12 protein-coding genes and 3 pseudogenes are annotated in these 18,714 nt (G+C 46.8%); 6 read left to right on the plus strand and 9 right to left on the minus strand.

Annotation, left to right across the window (positions count from 1 at the left end; all coding sequences use genetic code 11):
* Positions 1-106 precede the first annotated feature (106 nt).
* A pseudogene (locus AC3WQH_RS23610) lies at positions 107-634 on the plus strand (sulfite exporter TauE/SafE family protein); the annotation flags it as partial.
* 45 nt (positions 635-679) lie between these two features.
* Here the strand turns inward: AC3WQH_RS23610 and AC3WQH_RS23615 are convergent.
* From AC3WQH_RS23615 to AC3WQH_RS23650, 8 genes are all read right to left on the minus strand, one after another.
* Positions 680-1,390: a cytochrome c biogenesis CcdA family protein gene (locus AC3WQH_RS23615; protein WP_106656999.1), complete on the minus strand. Its 711-nt coding sequence runs from the start codon at positions 1,388-1,390 to the stop codon at positions 680-682.
* A 33-nt stretch (positions 1,391-1,423) separates the two neighbouring features.
* Positions 1,424-1,717: a hypothetical protein gene (locus AC3WQH_RS23620; protein WP_026557610.1), complete on the minus strand. Its 294-nt coding sequence runs from the start codon at positions 1,715-1,717 to the stop codon at positions 1,424-1,426.
* 50 nt (positions 1,718-1,767) lie between these two features.
* Positions 1,768-2,271 carry a thiol-disulfide oxidoreductase ResA gene (gene resA, locus AC3WQH_RS23625; protein ID WP_026557611.1) on the minus strand — a complete coding sequence of 168 codons (504 nt, stop codon included), beginning with the start codon at positions 2,269-2,271 and terminating at the stop codon, positions 1,768-1,770.
* Positions 2,272-2,321: 50 nt separating this feature from the next.
* Positions 2,322-2,780: a signal peptidase II gene (lspA, locus tag AC3WQH_RS23630; RefSeq protein ID WP_026557612.1), complete on the minus strand. Its 459-nt coding sequence runs from the start codon at positions 2,778-2,780 to the stop codon at positions 2,322-2,324.
* A gap of 264 nt (positions 2,781-3,044) precedes the next feature.
* Positions 3,045-5,180: a heavy metal translocating P-type ATPase gene (locus AC3WQH_RS23635; protein ID WP_327991506.1), complete on the minus strand. Its 2,136-nt coding sequence runs from the start codon at positions 5,178-5,180 to the stop codon at positions 3,045-3,047.
* A gap of 13 nt (positions 5,181-5,193) precedes the next feature.
* A complete protein-coding gene (locus tag AC3WQH_RS23640) occupies positions 5,194-5,562 on the minus strand; it encodes an ArsR/SmtB family transcription factor (RefSeq protein WP_026557614.1) in 369 nt (122 codons plus the stop codon).
* 76 nt (positions 5,563-5,638) lie between these two features.
* The gene (lpdA, locus tag AC3WQH_RS23645) at positions 5,639-7,048 is read right to left on the minus strand and encodes a dihydrolipoyl dehydrogenase (protein WP_026557615.1); all 1,410 of its coding nucleotides are present in this window, start codon (positions 7,046-7,048) and stop codon (positions 5,639-5,641) included.
* Positions 7,049-7,085: 37 nt separating this feature from the next.
* Complete coding sequence (locus AC3WQH_RS23650) at positions 7,086-7,724, minus strand: cadmium resistance transporter (RefSeq protein ID WP_026557616.1); 639 nt, start codon at positions 7,722-7,724, stop codon at positions 7,086-7,088.
* Positions 7,725-8,006: 282 nt separating this feature from the next.
* Here AC3WQH_RS23650 and AC3WQH_RS23655 point away from each other — a divergent pair, with 282 nt between their 5' ends.
* The 5 genes and pseudogenes from AC3WQH_RS23655 to AC3WQH_RS23675 all read left to right on the plus strand — a co-directional run.
* The gene (locus AC3WQH_RS23655) at positions 8,007-9,971 is read left to right on the plus strand and encodes a hypothetical protein (protein WP_035422965.1); all 1,965 of its coding nucleotides are present in this window, start codon (positions 8,007-8,009) and stop codon (positions 9,969-9,971) included.
* Positions 9,972-10,302: 331 nt separating this feature from the next.
* The gene (locus tag AC3WQH_RS23660; protein ID WP_035422914.1) at positions 10,303-10,941 is read left to right on the plus strand and encodes a recombinase family protein; all 639 of its coding nucleotides are present in this window, start codon (positions 10,303-10,305) and stop codon (positions 10,939-10,941) included.
* Complete coding sequence (locus tag AC3WQH_RS23665) at positions 10,920-11,342, plus strand: DUF4158 domain-containing protein (RefSeq protein WP_492332281.1); 423 nt, start codon at positions 10,920-10,922, stop codon at positions 11,340-11,342. Before AC3WQH_RS23660 ends, AC3WQH_RS23665 begins: the two co-directional genes overlap by 22 nt.
* A 141-nt stretch (positions 11,343-11,483) precedes the next feature.
* Entirely contained in the window at positions 11,484-12,989 is a 1,506-nt protein-coding gene (locus AC3WQH_RS23670; protein ID WP_203237022.1) for a transposase, read from the plus strand.
* 6 nt (positions 12,990-12,995) lie between these two features.
* Positions 12,996-15,563, plus strand: a pseudogene (locus tag AC3WQH_RS23675) (Tn3 family transposase); the annotation flags it as partial.
* Between the two features lie 97 nt (positions 15,564-15,660).
* Here the strand turns inward: AC3WQH_RS23675 and tycB are convergent.
* Positions 15,661-18,639, minus strand: a pseudogene (gene tycB / locus AC3WQH_RS23680) (tyrocidine non-ribosomal peptide synthetase TycB); the annotation flags it as partial.
* Positions 18,640-18,714 lie beyond the last annotated feature (75 nt).

Below are 18,714 nucleotides of genomic sequence, written 5' to 3' on the forward strand. Positions count from 1 at the left end.
TCCCCTCCGGTCAACAGTGTTGATCTCATCATACCATGAGGTCTTTTTTCACTGTCTACCATGAGGGGATAATACCAACCTACCAAAAAGGGAGTTCCTTTTTTTTGTCTTTGGAAAAATAATAGCTTACTGGGTGTTAGGTTTTTGCATCTTAACTTTTGGTCACAGCATCTCTGATACAATTTCTCCCTTATTTGATTGGGTTAACAAATTACTTGGTCCATTATTTATCTTAGTGGGTCTATTTCTGCTCAGAGTTATACACTTCCCTTTCAAAGGGCGTGGCTTTGTAACTCGAATGCTCCATCCTCTCTCCAGCAGGCAAGATAGTGGTGAAGCGGCCTTTGCGGTTGGAGTAGTTATGGCTTTAGGATTTTGTCCAACCATGTTTTGGTTATTTTTCGGTTTATTAGTTCCACTTATGTTTGCCAGTTCCCTTGGCGTCATACTCCCCGTTGTTTTTGCCTTGGGGACCGCAGTTCCCCTTTTCATTTCAATATGGTTATTGATCCGTTTACATAATCATCCCTCCGCCAATCGGCATTCCAAGCGATGGGGGTCAATCATACACCGTGTTGCCGGTGTCATTTTAATCTTGTTAGGGATTCGTGAAATTGTAACCTATTGGATATAGATTGGATTTGGAAATATCGAAATCGAATTGAAAGAGGATCGCTCCTTAGAATCCTGTAAAACCCCCATACAGTCGTATCAAAAAGACTGTGATATCCGTCATTTTGTTCGTGTACAACAGGATCCCAAATAAGATCATGAAGGCTCCTCCGATCTTCATAAACCGTTCTGAGTACTTTGCAATTGCATTTATTTTACTGATGAAGAACGTCATCAAGAAAAAAGGAATGGCAAATCCGAGTGTATAAGCAAGGGTATAGTATATTGCGTTTGTTGGATTTGTTACCCCCAGTACAATGATCGAGGATAAGATAGGACCCACACACGGTGTCCAACCTGCGGCATAGGTTACCCCAACGATAACGGAACCAAAATAACCCAACGGCCGATTCTTTACTTCAATCTTCCAACTTTTCATCAGCATTTCCGTTTTAAAAAAGCCCACCATGATCAGACCCAACAAGACTAAAAGAATGCCGCCAATTTGTCTTACTAATTCCTGATAGTCCGAAAACAGACTTCCTAGTAACGAGGTAGATAAACCAAGCGCAACAAATACAATGGAGAACCCTGTGATAAAAAACAGGGTATGGAACATAGCTTGACGTCTGAATACCAGCGGCCCCTTTTTTACCTCCTCAGCCGTAATACCTGTGATGTACGATAAAAAAGATGGATACAATGGTAGACAGCATGGGGAAATAAATGACAGTAAGCCCGCCCCAAACGCAAGCAACAACGAAACATTTGAATCCACTTGGAACCCTCCGATAATTATTACTTCGACTGTTTATTCATTCTTTTTCGTAAGGTGTTTTATGATTGTAAATATCAATTTAATGACTGGCAATAATACAAGGAATGCAACAAAAAATGCTAGGAGATATGGAGAAAGATTAGGCTTTTCGGAGGACACCTGATTCTTTTTTGTTTCAGGGGACATATGGCTTTCTCCCTCTATTGTCCCGTTTATCATCGGATTGCTTTGTACAGATATTGCATCAGCTTGCACGGATTCCGGGGAAAATAATTGTAAGAGAAAGAAAACGAAAGCAAGTGTTACATGAAATAATCTTACATCCATGATCTTCTCCCCCCTTTAACTAACGCATGTTTACAACATAAACTTGGTATTTAAGGTAAAATCTTCTGAATTTTGTTCAACATGATTGTCTCGGTCATTTCTCCGATAAACTGGTCACGGATGATGCCATCTTTATCAATAAAGTAGGTGTGTGGAATTGGGCTAATTCGATATAACTGGGTTACGATTCGTTCGCTATCCAACCAAATCGGAAATGTTGCGCCGACGGATTGCACAAATGGTTTAACAACGATCGGCGATTCTCCAATATTAATGCCAATGACAACCAATCCTTTTTCCTTGAATCGTTCATATTGTTTCTCTAACGCTGGCATTTCCGTTTTGCAGGGTATACACCAGGATCCCCAAAAATTTAGAACAACTGCTTTCCCACGGTAATCGGAGAGCTTTTTAAATGTGTCATCATCCAGTTGCTTTAGGCTGAAGTTAGGTGCTTCTTTCCCCACTTCCGGTCCCTCTTCTTTAAAGGCACTCGAGTATATCGCAAACCCTAGCGCAAATATAACAAAAGCATAATTCCAGAACGAACGAATAAACGGACTCCTCTCGACATAAGCTCCTCCAACCTCACAGAATTTGATTATTATTCGATTTCTCTCGTCGTCCGTTTCAACTTGTCTTCTTTCCAGCTTGTCACTGCGAGTATCACCCCACCGATAACGATTGCGGTATCCGCGGTGTTAAAGATCGGGTAGTTAATAAAACGGATATCAAAAAAATCGACGACTTCTCCGTAAAAAACCCGGTCAACAACATTTCCGAGTGCTCCTCCCAGAAACAATCCCAGCCCGAACTGCTGCATTCGATTTGTGATCTTTTTTGCATAGATGGAACCTGCTGCGACTACAACGATAGCAATCGTTATAAGAAGCCATCTTTGCCCAGCCATAATCCCCCATGCAGCTCCAGGGTTCCGATGGGATGTTAGATGGAATATGCCTTGAATAAGTGGAATCGTTTCCCCTAGCTCCATATAATTTTTAACTACAAACTTTGCTGCTTGATCAATACATACCGCGATTATCATCCAAAAATAGACCATTTCACACCTCATTGTCATTGGTACAGGTTAAAAACCTTGATCCCTTTGATACCCCTCGGTCACTTTCAAACGCACGGTTAGCCGATTCGGTACCGTTTGTATTAGTTGAACCACCTGACCGAGATCCATATAAGTCGCTACACTCCATTTGATCTATTGGTTAACGGCAAAAGCGAAAATCGCGACGATATAGTAACGAACCAGATACACACATCTTTTCAAAGAAAGAGTCAGGGGCGTAATACCCCTAACTCGCCAGAGTATTTATTCTTTCACACGCATGAGTCTCAATCCGTTTAATGCAACCAGGAGTGTTGCGCCCATATCGGAAAGGATGGCAATCCACAGCGTCAGCCAACCTGGAATAACGAGCAGCAAAGCAATCAATTTAATCGCGAGCGCAAAGGTGATGTTTTGTTTGATGATGCTCAATGCATTTCGGCTTAGTTTTATCGCGAATGGCAGTTTCCTTAAATCGTCACCCATCAAAGCCACATCTGCCGTTTCCAGCGCGGTGTCAGTGCCGGCTCCGCCCATGGCGATGCCAACCGTAGAAGCGGCCAGTGCAGGGGCATCATTCACGCCATCCCCGACCATGGCTACGTTTCCGTAATCGGATCTCAATTGTTTAATAAAGTCCAATTTTTCCTGCGGCAGCAGTTCCGCCTGAACATCCGATACGCCGACATGTCCGCCGACGGCAGTTGCCGTACCCTTGTTATCGCCGGTAAGCATAATGGTTTTTTTGATACCCAGATGGTGCAGCTTTTGAATAACGTCCTTACTTGACTCGCGAACTTCGTCCGCTACGGCGATCACCGCGAGAATTGCACTGTCAGTTCCGACAACCATTGCCGTCTTGCCCTGGTTTTGAAGGGTTGTAACCAACTGCTCTTGCTCGCTGCTGAAATGAACTGTCGGCAGTTCCTTGAAGAGTTTTGGATTGCCAATGTAAAACATCGTTCCGTTGACAATCCCTTTAATGCCTTTGCCTGTAATCGAAGAAAAATCTTCAACGCTGACATCAGAGTACGAAATGTTTTCCTCTTCGGCCTTTCTCATGATCGCTGACGCGAGAGGATGTTGAGAGCGGTACTCTAATGCAGTAATGACGGAAAACAATTCCGATTCATTTGTCTCATTGTTAAACACCTTGAAATCCGTTACAACCGGGACTCCTTTTGTGAGCGTGCCGGTTTTATCAAATGCAATAGCCTTCAAGGCTCCCATTTCTTCGAGATACACGCCGCCTTTGATCAGGACACCGTTTTTGGCCGCATTTCCGATCGCCGACACGATGGAAATGGGAGTCGATATCACAAGTGCGCAAGGACAACCTACAACGAGTACAGATAAGCCTTGATAAATCCATGCCGCCCAACTTCCATCAAAGAAAAGCGGAGGAATAACCGCAACTAAAGCGGCAACTATCATGATGATGGGTGTGTAGTATTTCGCAAATTTATCAACAAACGCTTGTGAAGGAGCACGTTCACCCTGTGCTTCCTCAACCAGATGAATAATCTTCGCAATGGTTGTATCATCCACAAGTTTTGTTACCTTAACTTCAAGCAATCCTTCTTCATTTAACGTGCCGGCAAAGACATCGTCATTGACCGTCTTTTCTACCGGCACGGACTCACCGGTAATAGCAGCTTGATTCACGGCGGAGTATCCACTTACAACCACACCGTCCATAGCGATCTTTTGACCGGGTTTCACGATCATAATGTCCCCGACGGCGATATCATCGACATGGATCATCATCTCTTGTCCATTACGTCTTACAAGAGCTTCTTTTGGAGCGATGTCCATTAAGGAGCGAATCGATTGTCTCGCACGATCCATAGAGAAGCGTTCCAAGGCTTCACTAATGGCAAACAAAATAACGACGATCGCGCCTTCTGCCCATTCTCCGATAATCGCGGCTCCAATAATGGCCACTGTCATCAAGGTTTTCATGTCAAATTCAAACCGAAGCAAGTTTTGGAAACCAACTTTAAATAGTGAAAATCCCCCCATTACAATAGAGGCCGCAAATAATAAGGAAGTGATCAGGTTTTCTTCGCCATTGACATACTGGGAAAGATAACCGAATACGAGCAATAACGTCGCATTCAGTAACGTGCTGTACTTTTTATAGAATGGCTCCTTGACTTCCTTTTTGACTTCTACCGTCGCTGCCCGTACGGGTTTTTCCGGCGTTACCTTCAGATTTTCAAATGCGCCGGCTTTCTCCAGTTCTTCAATCGTTGCATCACCGTACACGGTGATTTTTGAAGCGCCAAAGTTCACTTTTGCATCCCGAACGCCAGGAATCTGCTTCACATTATTCTCAAACTTCCCTGCGCAATTCGCGCAGGTGAATCCTTCAACGCGGTAGACATTTTTGCTGTCCATGGGTTCTGCCACTTTACTCAATGCCGACAACCTCCTTCTGATGCTCAATGGCGAGCCTAAGCATTTGTTTAATCTGCTCGTCTTCCAGTGAATAAAAAACAAGCTTTCCTTCCTTGCGGTACTTCGCAATACCCATATTCCGCAACAGCCGTAAATGATGGGACACTGTCGCCACGGTTGAGCCGATAATATTGGCTACATCGCACACGCACAGTTCATCCTCATCGCACAGCGCATAAGCCACTTTTAGGCGCGTATGGTCTGCAAGCACCTTAAAGATTTGGGCCATGTCCTGAAAATAATGTTTGTTTAGCTTTTCCTTAACCCGACTTACCTTTTGCTCATCAAAACAAAAGATATCGCAAGTATCTCCACGTTCCACACGGGATCACCTCGATCAAATACTTATTTGATTATTATCATAGACCTCGTCGGATCGTTTGTCAAAAGAAAAATCCTTAAATATGAATGGGATGGCCAAGTGCCACCTCTGCAGCTTCCGCTGACAGTTCCCCAAGTGTCGGATGCGCATGGATCGTAAGGGCCAAATCTTCCATGGTTGCTCCCATTTCGATTGCCAGGGCGATCTCCGGAATCAGATCAGATGCGTTTGTGCCGACGATTTGCCCGCCAAGGATGAGCCCTGTTTTCTTATCACCAACAAGCTTGACAAAGCCCTCGGGCGCCGTTAAGGATAGTGCTCGCGCATTGGCCGCGAACGGGAACTTGCCAACCATCACTTCAAATCCTTGCTCCTTGGCCTCGGATTCGCTGAGGCCCACAGAAGCGATCTCGGGATCGGAAAAGACGACCGCCGGTATCACTTTATAGTCGAAGGCGCTTGGCAACCCAGCAATTGCTTCGGCAACAACTTTTCCTTCATAGGATGCCTTATGCGCAAGTGCAGGTCCGGGTATAATATCGCCAATCGCGTGAATGTGAGGTATGGATGTTCGCCCTTGTTGATCAACTTCAACCAGCCCCCGGTCACCAATTTTTACCCCGATCCTGTCGAGACCGAGCTCCCCGTCCGTATTTGGACGACGGCCAACCGTGACCAAAACATAATCTGCGGTTACTTGTTTTTGCTCGTTATTAACGGTAAATGTAACGGTAATGTCTTTATCCGTTTGCGCGGCTGACTGAGCCATAGCTTCCGTGTAAACGATCGTACCAAGTGCATCCAAATGTTTGCTGATAATACGGGTAATGTCTTTCTCGAATCCCGGCAGTATGGTCGGCGTTCCTTCCAGTACCGTCACCTGCGATCCAAACTTGGCGTACATTTGCCCAAGCTCGATGCCAATGTATCCTCCGCCGATCACAATTAGACGCTGGGGAATCTCCGTCAAACTGAGCGCCTCGGTCGATGACAAGATACGACCGCCGTAAGGGAATGGTTTTAGTTCGATCGGCCGGGAGCCAACGGCGACAATACAGTGATCAAACCGGTAACGAAGCGTTTCCTGTTCGTTATAAACACGTGCTTCGCGCTCATTGATAAATACTGCTTCTCCTTTGAACACCGTGATCTTATGTTTCTTCATCAGCGAATGGATACCCATCTTAAGCCGGTTTACAACATCCGACTGCTTCCAATGCTGAATCTGAGCGAAGTCAATCTCCACATTATTTGCTATTAATCCGGAGATGCCGGAATTTCGCATGTGTTCATACCGGTGGGCAGCGGAGATCAGGGCTTTGGACGGAATACAGCCACAGTTGAGACAAACGCCACCCATTTCCGATTTTTCAACGAGTACCACTTTTTTGCCTAGCTGCGCCGCTCTAATCGCAGCAACATATCCCCCTGAACCGCCGCCGATGACCAACAACTGGGTGTGATGAATTGCATCCCCTACTACCATTGTGTTTCCCTCCAGTTCGTGTTTTCAAATGTGATTGTTACCCAAACAGCCTCATCAGATATTCAAATGAATCACCGTGCAGCATAATCGAAACACCTAAGGCGATAAAAACCAGCGGCACGATGACACTTCCGTATTTCTGCAACATCTTTAAGATGGTCGGAAAACTTGCGAGGCGATAACCCAGGAAACACCAGACCGCGACCATGACAAGGAAGACTATCGCGATGTATAACAGGGAGGCATTACCCTGGCTCGTAAAATAAGGAATGTAAATCCCAAGGTTATCCCCCCCGTTTGCAAAGGTAATCGCAGCCACTTTACCGGTTAGTGGTCCAAACAAACGATTGTTCGAGGGCTCAGCCTTTACATCGCCCAATTTCTCAAGCGCCTCTTCCGCCTCATCTTCTTCCTCTTTTTTCAGGAACATGCGAATACCGAGAAAAATGGGTATCAGCCCGAGGAAGCCGGCCCACTCCGGTGGCAGAAACGTAAAGCCGAAGGCTCCAAGTAAGCTCAGTATGACCAGAATCCCAAATCCAAGGTATTGACCAAGAACAACTTGGGCATGACGTACTTTCTCAATCTGGGCGAAAAAGATCATGAGCACAAAAATATCGTCAATGTTTGTAACGATGAATGTTCCAATCGCACTAAGAATCAACGTGATCGACATAGTTTTTTTCCATCCTTTGGTGTATTGTCCGGTGTTTGGCCACCACACCACCATCTCATAGTGGGTGCAAGTGATACCAAGTGTTGGCCACGGTCGAGCCAATAATATGTGTCACATAATCACCACTCATTCCAACGTTCGTTTGATTGTTATTGTAATACTATTTACGCTAACAGTCAAACGATCATTTGAGCAAAAGCGTAAATAAACCTTGTGACAAATACAAATAATACTTTCGAGAATAGTATCTACATCTGCAAAAGGGGATTATGAGCGTTGAAAATTGGGAAATGGTTGCTCATTCTCGGAATTGGCATTGTGGGGCTCGGCGCTGTTTGTTTTTACAATAGCTCATTTCAATACGGCTATGTTCCCCCCCAAAACAAAATCCTCACGAGAGGAACCATCAATGTATCGTCAGCCAATCAGCAGCAGTTTGATGTGTGGGGAAAGTCGATATCACGGAAAGAAGCTTCGATTCTTCAGAAAACACCGGAAGGACGCAAACTCCTAGCTCCGGAAAACGGTGCGATTGAAGTGACCAACTCCTTGCTTACTTTGGGGAGAAAAGCGTTTTACACAGAAACCTTCGGCAACGAGGTGTTTATGACCGACATTCTGGGAATTGTTGACGGTCCGCTCACTCTCTCTAGTTTTGCAAAGGCGATCAGGGATCTAAAGGGTGAGGGTACTTCTAACCTTCGTGTGGAGTTAGCTCAGACGGTTAAGGTTGGAGGAAAAACATTCACAAAAGGTCAAAAGATCGACACCGGTCTCGATGTTCCCAAAGGGGCATATGTTCCTTTAGGCATGCCAGTGAGCTTTGCGGAGGGAAGAATCAAAGTGGGAATCAGTTGCGCCGCCTGCCATGCAACTGTCGATCGGAAAACGAAATTGGTTGTCGAAGGAGCGCCCAATACAGATTTAAACGCAGGTTTGCTATTGGCATTAGCCACGAATTCCGCAGCGTATTTTACACATGCTGAAATCGAGGATCTAAAGAAATACATGAACAATTTGGATAGGCCTGTCGTGAATTCCGAAGGAAAAAAATCTGCTTTACCCGATTCGAAGTCACTCGAAGATGCGGTTGATTCAACCTTTCTCAAATGGGCACCCGGAAACTTCGATTCCACCATTGATCTTAAAAGCAATCCCAGTCAAATTCCAGATTCGTTCACGCTCGGCGATCACCCGTATGGCTGGAGTGGTTTTGCAGCTGCAGGGCCATTTAAAGGATTAAGTGTCTTCAGCAACAACGTGCATGCCCAGAATTCGGATTCCCTTTCGCAGTCGGAGATTAGCGGTCCCCTTTTCGGCATTGACAAGGAAGTGTATCTGGGAACAATCCTGCAAAACGCGGCAAATCCAAAATACCGTTATACTCCCGAAAGTGGAAGCAAACCATCTGAGTTTTTTGCCACTGTGGACCCGACACCCGGCGTCCCCGGTGTCAATCAAATGATAAAGCCTCCGACGTTCCCGAATGTATCTTTGGTGGCTCCGGATGGGCTGTTTCTCAGTTCTCCGGGATTTCGGGTAGCGGAACAGGTAAACGGCATCGCAGCTTGGCAAAACACGCTTGTGCCTCCCAAACAATCTGAACCAGTGACATCTCAAACAGTAGACCTGGGCAAAAACGTATTTCAGCGAGCTGGGTGTATAACGTGTCATGCAGGTACTGCCCTTACGAATAATCGAGTGATATCGGCAACTATCATCAAAACTGATCCCTCCCGTGCGAAGGCGTTAAAGAAAACGGAAAAAGTATTTGTCGACCCAGTCTTTTATCCACCCAACACGCCTGCACCGGTTCCTCCCGGCTCTCGTACAATAAATGTACCTACTCATCATTTAGATGAGGAACAGATTAAGCTAGGATTTGCGCACGGAAACTCCCCAGGCGGCTACAAGGTCCCGAGTTTAATCGGACTTTTCTGGTCAGCGCCTTATTTGCACGATGGCGGAGTCTCCGTCGGACCGGATATACATCGTGACCTAGGAATGCCAGGAACTCTGCTGAAAGGTATTGAACCCGACCCGGCCAACAGCCTGCGGGCTTTGGTGGATAAGGAATGGAGAAAGAAAGTCATCTCTGCCAATCAAGCTTCGAAAGACCTTGATTTTACTCATACAAAAGGCATTGGGCACGAGTATTGGGTAGATACTTCAACCGGATTTACTCGTGAGGAACAGGATGCCCTCATTCAATATCTGCTTTCTTTGGATGGGGCAACCTCTCCATAACAACTCTGCACGAACAAAATGAAGATCGTTGGATTGCGCTCAAATGCTCCAACGGTCTTTTTATTTCCGATCATGATTTTTCCTTGCAGGTACCTAAAGTGTTAGTCTTCCCTTCGTTTTGAAAGAAAAAAAAGCGAATGTCAGTGGACTACTCTATCCGTATTGGGGAACTGCTGAATAACAAAATGTGTGCTCATGTCAAAAAGCATACTTTATGACACGATGGAAAATAGGTCGTCATCTGTATGTCATAAAGTGTCCTTTTTTATTTCGCAATATTTCATTTTATTGGTATACTTTTTGAAATATATTATAGAGGAGAGTTGATATTTTGAAGCTGGGGTATGCTCGCGTTTCCGCCAAAGATCAAAATCCCGAACGGCAGATTAAAAAAATGCGTGAACTTGGAATTGAAGAGCGCTATATCTTCGTTGACAAGCAAAGTGGAAAGGACTTTAACCGACCACAGTATCAGGCGATGCGTCTAATCATACGTGAAGGTGATTTGCTGTATCTTGATGCACTGGATCGATTAGGTCGGGATTATGATGGAATCATTCGGGAATGGAAGTATATTACACGTGAGCTTAATGCAGATATTGTGGTACTAGAAAATGAGACTTTGTTCGATAGTAGGAAATTCCGAAGCATGGGTGATCTTGGAAAGCTGATGGAGGACCAATTTTTAAGCCTGCTTTCCTATGTGGCCGAGCAAGAACGTAAAAAAAATAAGCAACGGCAGGCCGAAGGAATAGAAGTGGCAAAGAATAACGGCGTGAGATTCGGACGACGTAAGTACGAGATAAATGCGGAATTTATTCAGGTGTATAATGAGTGGAAATCCGGATCGATTACTGCGACGGAAGGAATGAAGCGTCTTGAATTAAAGCCCAATACGTTTTATCGGCGCGTAAAGGAGTATGAAAATCAAAGAAAGGTGCGAGTACCTTGCGCGGAAAAGAGCTCCTAACAACAGACCAGAGACTAGAATGGATGACCCCTTCTAATGGTGAATGGGAACTTGCTACATACTACACTTTCTCGCAACATGATTTGGACATCATTAATCGTCACCGGCGAGACTACAATCGATTAGGCTTTGCCGTCCAATTAGCTCTACTCCGCTACCCAGGCTGGAGCATAACTGATATGAAGGAAATCCCTGACTTTTTGCTTGACTATCTGGCCAAGCAGCTGGATATTGAGCCAGGAGTTTTTTCTTTGTATGCCCGAAGGGAAAACACACTATGGGATCATCTGAAAGAAATTCGAGAGGAATATCGGTATACTACGTTTACAACAAATGATTATCGCCGGTTGCTGAAATACTTATTTAATATGATCTATGCAGTTCGTGTCATTAACTGGTAAACGGTGGTTTTTGCTGCACAAATGTCACTAATTTCTCGAAATTAGGACGAAAAACCACTTGACATTTTGGAAACACCCCCATAATCGCGAAGGATACCTCTATTTGCAGGGTATATCTTCTAGATTATAGGTGGTTTGCCAATGTCAGCGTTACAAAAACCGAGATTTACTGAGCTCAATCATAGTGAATGCGCGGGAGCCCCCGTCCTAAAAAGTTTGTGGGATCGTTTTGACTTCTCTCTGCTGCTCTCCCAATCCGGCATGATGAAGCGTAGTGGAACACCGTCTTGGCTCCTTTGCTTCCTTTATGTCGTCGGTCTCGTTTCCAATTGTTCATCCGTTGTTCAAATGGCACAGTTAGCCGACAAGGATGCCTTGCTGAAAGTCATGTTCCAGCCCTGGAAGCTCACTCAGTATACGTTGAGCCGCTTCTTCACGACTAGCTTTGCCTGGATGACCTTTGGAAAAAAGCGTGTCGAGCGATTGCAGCAAGATACCCTGACCCGACTCTCCGATGGGGATGTGGTCAATCTCGATGATACGCATAGTGCGCATCCCTACGCCAAACAACTTCCGTTTCTCAGCTGGCTCTACGACCATTCCACAAAAACATATGCATGGGCGATGAATCTTGTGGTCCTGCAAGCTGTCCTAAAAAGCGGATTGGAATATCCGTTGTTTTACCGCGTGTGGCATAAGCCGGAAACGAAGGGTGAGGGTCTTACGAAGCTGGATCTGGCCAGACAGATGCTTTTGATGCTGCGTGAATCCGTCACATGCCGACTGTGGGTGGCGATGGACCGGTGGTATCTGTGCAAGAAATTTTTCGTATTCCTAGAAGAAAACAACTTTGATTGGGTAACCAAGGCCAAGCGCAACACCGCTTTATTCCGTAAAGTCATTGAACCCGGTACCCGTCGAGAACGCTTCGTGCCGCTGACTCCGGTCATGCTCATCCGCGAAGTGTTCAAGGATTTGACTCGTCAAGCGACATCCGGATTGAGTTCCATTTCCATTCCGGGTATTTACATGAAGCGCCCTTACACCACTATAAATCGAAAAGGAAAGCAAGTGACCAAACAACGATTTGTACCGATCGCCGCTGTTGTCGCCATGCGATTAAAGGAAGATGAACAACCCGATTCGAATCCCGTCCAGACAGAAGAGGAAGAGTCCCCTGCCACTTACAGAGGCGCGTACTTGCTCATCAGTAACCGCTTTGATGCGCCGGAGCAAGCATTGCAGACCTACGTAAAACGCTGGCGGATCGAAGTGTTCTTTCGTGCAGCCAAGCAGGAACTGGCTTTTGAAAAGTGCCATGCCCAATCCGAAGCGCATCACCATGCTCATTTCGAGCTATTGTTCGCCGCTGAGACATTATTAGCCGTTGCGCTTTTCGAACTGAACAAAGAAAAAACGAGTGATGAAGGCTACACCCACGGCGAAATGGTTCGTGGCCTCTTCCACACTCGTTGTCAGGTTCGCGTGAAAAACCACAAGGGCATTCAGCGAATCTCTATTGATTGTGACATACAAGTGCGGCAATTTGCAAGACTAATTGAATTGTTTTGGCCAGAGCATTATTTAATGCTTCTTTGGGTTACACCCAGACCAGAACTTTACCAGGTCTTACCACGAACTGCATAGGTCATGTTATTTAAGCTGGCGCTGGAAAATGGGAACGCTGTTCACTTAATTCGTTCGGCATTAGATGAGATGCGTCGCTCAAAAATTATCCTACCGGCTATTACGACGATCGAGAGGGTTGTATGGGAAGCGCGGCATCGTGCGGAAGAACGAATTTACCGACTGATCCACTTATCTCTAACCTCTTCCCAAAAACAGAAACTAGACAAGCTTATCGAACCAGTGATTGGTACCGGAAAAACAAAACTTGGATGGCTAAAAGAAACGACTGGACAATTCTCTCCTGAAGCGTTTTTAAAGGTTATTGAACGGTTAGATTATATACGAAGTTTGCAATTAAACATCGATACGAGATCGATTCATCCGAACCGGTTAAGACAGCTCTCGCGTCTAGGTTCACGATACGAGCCGCAATCCTTTCGACGCTTCCATGAAGCAAAACGATATACGGTCTTGGTGACGTATCTATTGGATCTTAGCCAGGATTTAGTTGACCAGGCATTTGAGATCCACGATAAGCAAGTCTTAACCTTGCAATCAAAAGGACGTAAACAGCAAGAAGAGATACAGAAACAGAACGGCAAAGCTGTAAATGAAAAAGTTGTCCATTATGCAGACTTAGGAGATGCGCTTATCAAAGCTCGGGATCAGGGTATTGATCCTTTTGTTATGTTAGAAACGGTTATGCCGTGGGAAAAGTTTGTTGAATCTGTAGAAGAAGCGAAGAAACTATCGCGGCCACTTGATTATGACTATTTAGATCTTTTAGAAAGTCGGTTTAATTATCTTCGAAAGTACACGCCGACCCTACTGAACGCGTTAGAATTCCGTTCAACGAAGTCAGCCGAACCGTTAATGAGAGCGCTCGATACGATTCGAGAGATGAATCAAACCGGTAAACGAAAAATACCTGAAGGGGCTCCTTTAGATTTTGTATCCAACCGATGGCAAAAGCATGTTTTCGACGAGGATGGGACCATTAATCGACATTACTACGAGATGGCTGCACTTACGGAATTACGAAACTATGTGAGATCCGGAGATGTTTCTATTGTTGGGAGCAGGCAGCATAAAGACTTTGACGAGTACCTAGTGCCCCAAGACGAATGGAAATTTACTCAGGCGACTGGTACCAGGTTGGCCGTGAGTCTAAATGTTGATGAATATCTTGAGGAAAGAACTTCGTCCCTTCTACACCGACTACAGTGGATTAGTGAAAACATCGACGCGCTTGAAGGAGTAAACATAGAAAAAGGTAGATTACATGTTCATCGGCTGGAAAAGGACGTTCCTGAAGAAGCGAAACAATACAGCTCCACTCTCTACGGCATGCTGCCACGAGTGAAGCTGACCGACCTACTTTTAGAGGTAGCAAGTTGGACTGGCTTTGATGAGCAGTTTGTCCATGCTTCGACCAATCGTCACCCTAAAGCCGAGGAAAAACCGATTGTTCTGGCAGCACTCATGGCTATGGGAACGAACATCGGCCTAACAAAAATGGCTGATGCAACGCCTGGCATTTCGTATCATCAAATGGCCAACGCTGCTCAATGGAGAATGTACGATGATGCTATGAACAGAGCGCAAGCAACACTTGTAAACTTTCATCATCGACGTTCATTAGCAGCATATTGGGGAGATGGGAGCACATCCTCATCCGATGGTATGCGTGTGCAAGTGGGTGTTTCGTCTCTTAGTGCCGATCCTAACCCTCATTATGGATCAGGCAAAGGGGCTACGATTTATCGATTCGTCAGCGATCAATTTTCATCGTTCTATACGAAAGTGATTAATACGAACGCTCGTGACGCAGTACATGTTATTGATGGGCTATTACATCATGAGTCGGATCTGTCAATTGAAGAGCATTACACAGATACCGCGGGTTATACGGATCAGGTTTTTGGATTGACTCATTTACTTGGGTTTCGATTTGCCCCACGCCTTCGTGACTTATCAGACTCAAAGCTGTATGTGATCGGAAAACCAAGCGACTTTCCAAAGTTGGAGAATCTTCTGCGTGGCCAAATTGATATGAAGGTCATTCGTGATAACTACGATGATGTTTTGCGCCTGGCACATTCTATTCGGGAGGGCAAAGTGTCCGGTGCGCTTATCATGGGTAAGCTTGGCTCCTACGCTCGCCAAAATAGAGTTGCCAAAGCACTTCGAGAAATGGGGCGAATTGAAAAGACAATCTTTATCTTAGACTATATCTCAAGCGAATCGATGCGCCGCCGTATCCAACGCGGATTAAACAAAGGTGAAGCAATGAATGCTCTGGCGCGAGCCATTTTCTTCGGGAAACATGGAGAGCTGAGAGAGCGTGCTTTGCAGGATCAGCTGCAGCGTGCAAGTGCTTTAAACATCCTGATTAATGCAATTAGTGTTTGGAATACGGTATATCTTGGGAAAGCCACTGATCTACTCCGGAGTAAAGGTGCGTTACGAGAGGATTTATTAAAGCATATGTCTCCGCTAGGTTGGGAGCATATCAACTTCCTTGGCGAGTATCGCTTTGATCCTAAAGGATTTACCACTTTGGAATCCTTGCGACCGTTGAACGAGGGATAGCAATAAAGCCGGTTACACCGTTAACGTGGTGAAAACCGGCCTTTTTTGTGTTCCATTCTTCTTAGCGTTGTAAATCCGCGTTTTGCTGGCGGTACCCCGGATAGTACGCTTGCGGCTCGGCCTGCGCAATGGCGAGATACGCGCTTTCCTCCCCGCCTTCCACATACGCTGCGATCGCTTGAATCGTCGGTTGCGCAAACAGTACGCGCAGCGGAACGTCTGCCTTGCATTCCTTCTGGATGCGGGAAATAAGCTGAATCGCTTTTAACGAATGGCCGCCCAGCGCAAAAAAGTGATCCTGAATCCCGATTGGCGACACGCCGAGAATTTGCTCCCAGATCGCGACCAGCTTTTGCTCCAGCTCGGTTGTCGGGGCGATGTATTCCGCGCCCGTCAAGGCACTCCCCTCTGGCTTTGGCAACGCTCTCCTGTCTGTTTTTCCGTTCGGCGTGACCGGAATCCGCGCAAGCTTCACGAAAAAGGACGGGATCATGTAGTCCGGTAGCGCACGCGCCAAATAGGTGCGCATGTCTTCGTCGCTGATTTCTGTTTGCAGGACGACATAGGCGCACAAAAACTTGCCGCCTGTCTCATCTGCTCTGTCGATGACTACGGCTTCCTTGATGGCCGGATGGTTGAGCAGGCGCGATTCGATCTCTCCCAGCTCGATGCGATGCCCTCTGATTTTGACCTGGTGGTCGATTCGGCCCAAAAATTCGAGCTGTCCATCAGGCAGCCAACGGGCGAGGTCACCCGTTCGATACATTCGTTCGCCTGGCTGGTACGGGTTTTCGAGAAACTTCTCCGCCGTCAGCTCCGGCTGGTGCAAATAGCCTCTCCCGACGTTTGCGCCGGAAATGTACAGCTCCCCGACGATCCCCTCCGGCTTCAACTGCAGCCCTTCATCCAAAATGTAAATGCCCGTATTGCTGATCGGCTTGCCGATCGGAGGCAGCTCGGGTATTTCCTTGCGCGGGTCCATCGTGTATGTCGTCACGACATGCGTTTCCGACGGTCCGTAGTGATTGTGCAAAAATACGCGATGATCGCGCAGGTACTTTTGCAACTCGTGCGTGACGACGAGCTGTTCCCCGGCGGTGATGATATGTTTGACACAACGCGGGAAGCTTTGCGCGTAGTCTTGTTCGTTGAAAATAAACTTCAAAAAGGACACGGGCAAAGACAAAATGCTGATCTGCTTTTCCTGGATGAACGCAAACAGTTTTTCCACATGCCGTCTCAGCTCGTTTGAAATGAGGTAAAGCTGCCCTCCCGCTAACAGCGTGGAGAAAATTTCCTGGTAGCAAACATCAAAGCTGCATGTCGTGTACTGCAACACTTTTTCCTGAAAAGCGATGTTGGTTTTGGCAAACGTAAAGTGCAGCAGGTTCGCCATGTTCCGATGCTCGAGCATGACGCCTTTCGGTTTGCCCGTCGTGCCGGACGTATAGATGATGTAAAACAAGTCATGCGGCTGGTTGATCGACTCGACATGGTCGCGGCTCTCTTCCCAGATCGCGGAGGCGCGGATGTCCAGTTTTTCCGTCGGAGTCGTCACTTTTTCCAGCAAATGATCTTGGGTCACGACCAATTGCACGCCGCTATGCGTGAGCATGTAGGCAATTCGTTCCGCAGGCAGCTCCGGGTCAATCGGCACAAAAGCCCCGCCTGCTTTCAAAACGCCGATGATGCCGACGATCATTTCCAGCGAGCGATCCAGCATCGTGCCGACAAGGCTGTCAGCGCCGATGCCTTTTTTGCGCAAAAAGCGGGCGAGCTGGTTGGACTTTTCATCCAGCTCCCGATACGTCAGGTGCTGATCGCCGCAAACAACCGCGACTTGCTCAGGCGTTTTTTCCACCTGCCGCGTGAACAGCTCGTGAATGGTGGTCGCCGGATAGTCAGCCGCCGTTTCCGTGCGTTTAGCCAGCAACTGAGCCGTTTCTGCTTCTGTCAGCATCGGAATCCGGCGAAGCTCGACATCCGGATTGGTTGCCACGCAAGACGCGATCTGCTGGAGGTGCCCGGCCATTTTTTGCACGACCTCTTCCGCAAACAGCGCCGCATTGTAGTCAAAGCGGAAGGCGATCTCTTCCTTGGGCAACACCATGACGGTCAAGTCGTAATTGGTAGGCTCGAACATTTCGACGTCGGTAATGGTGAAGCCGATTTGCTGGGCCTGGGCCTTTGGCTGCAACGCCTCTACCAGCGGATAGTTTTCAATGACCAGCAGGTGGTCGATCAGCTCCTGCTTCAAGTCCGACCGGTTTTGAATGTCGTACAAAGGTACGTGCTCGTACGGCCGGGATTGCAACGTCTTTTTGTGCACCTCGTGCAGCAACTCGGAAAAAGTCTGGCCCGCCTGCGCCTGCACGCGAAACGGGATCGTGTTGATGAACAAGCCAACCATTTTGTCGATGCCGACGATCTCTGTCGGGCGTCCGGAGACGACGGAGCCGAACAGCACGTCATGGGTCGCGTTGTACTTTTGCAGGAGAATCCCCCAGATCGTTTGAATCACCGTCGAAACCGTCACCTGATGTTGACTGGCGATTGTCGCGAGCTGTTTGCTCAAGGCGCGGTTCAGACGAAAGCGGTATTGGCTTGGCTGAAAAGCCGTGTCAGCGAGCTTTTCTTTTTTCGGCAAAGCGGTCTTCTGCTCATATTGCTGCAAGTAGTCGCTCCAATAGGCGAGCGCGGCCTGTTTATCCTGTTTTTCCAGCCAGCCGATGAAGCGACTGTACGGCTGTACCGGCTCCAGGGTAGGTGTGGTCTTGTTTTGCAACGATAAATAGATGGCGAGCAAGTCATCGAAAATAAGGCTGAAGCACCAGCCGTCCATCAAGATGTGATGAAAGCTCCAGATGACCTGGTAGTCTTGCCGGGTCATTTGGAAAATGGCGACCCTCAGCAACGGGTCTTTTGCCAGATGAAACGTCTTCTCCTGATCGGCTCTTTTGTACGCGGTGTAGCGGGCCTGCTTCTCGGACTCGTCGCAGGCAGACAAATCGTGGAATTCGATCGGAATGGGGCGTTCCTTCAGCACAACCTGCAACGGCTGCTTGAGCTTTTCGTAAGACAGATTGTAATATCAAGTGCGACACCTAGATAAAAAAACGGCCCATGATTGATTCGTGTAAAATGAAGTCAC

It is taken from the genome of Brevibacillus sp. FW301-21C12A (assembly GCF_058788915.1).

What these genes read in the sequence shown, in the direction of transcription:
- lpdA (WP_026557615.1), bottom strand. Translation starts at nt 7,048, where the DNA reads ATGGTAGTAGGGGATGCAATTCATCACACCCAGTTGTTGGTCATCGGC.
- AC3WQH_RS23650 (WP_026557616.1), bottom strand. Translation starts at nt 7,724, where the DNA reads ATGTCGATCACGTTGATTCTTAGTGCGATTGGAACATTCATCGTTACA.
- lspA (WP_026557612.1), bottom strand. Translation starts at nt 2,780, where the DNA reads ATGGTCTATTTTTGGATGATAATCGCGGTATGTATTGATCAAGCAGCA.
- AC3WQH_RS23635 (WP_327991506.1), bottom strand. Translation starts at nt 5,180, where the DNA reads ATGGACAGCAAAAATGTCTACCGCGTTGAAGGATTCACCTGCGCGAAT.
- AC3WQH_RS23620 (WP_026557610.1), bottom strand. Translation starts at nt 1,717, where the DNA reads ATGGATGTAAGATTATTTCATGTAACACTTGCTTTCGTTTTCTTTCTC.
- AC3WQH_RS23670 (WP_203237022.1), top strand. Translation starts at nt 11,484, where the DNA reads ATGTCAGCGTTACAAAAACCGAGATTTACTGAGCTCAATCATAGTGAA.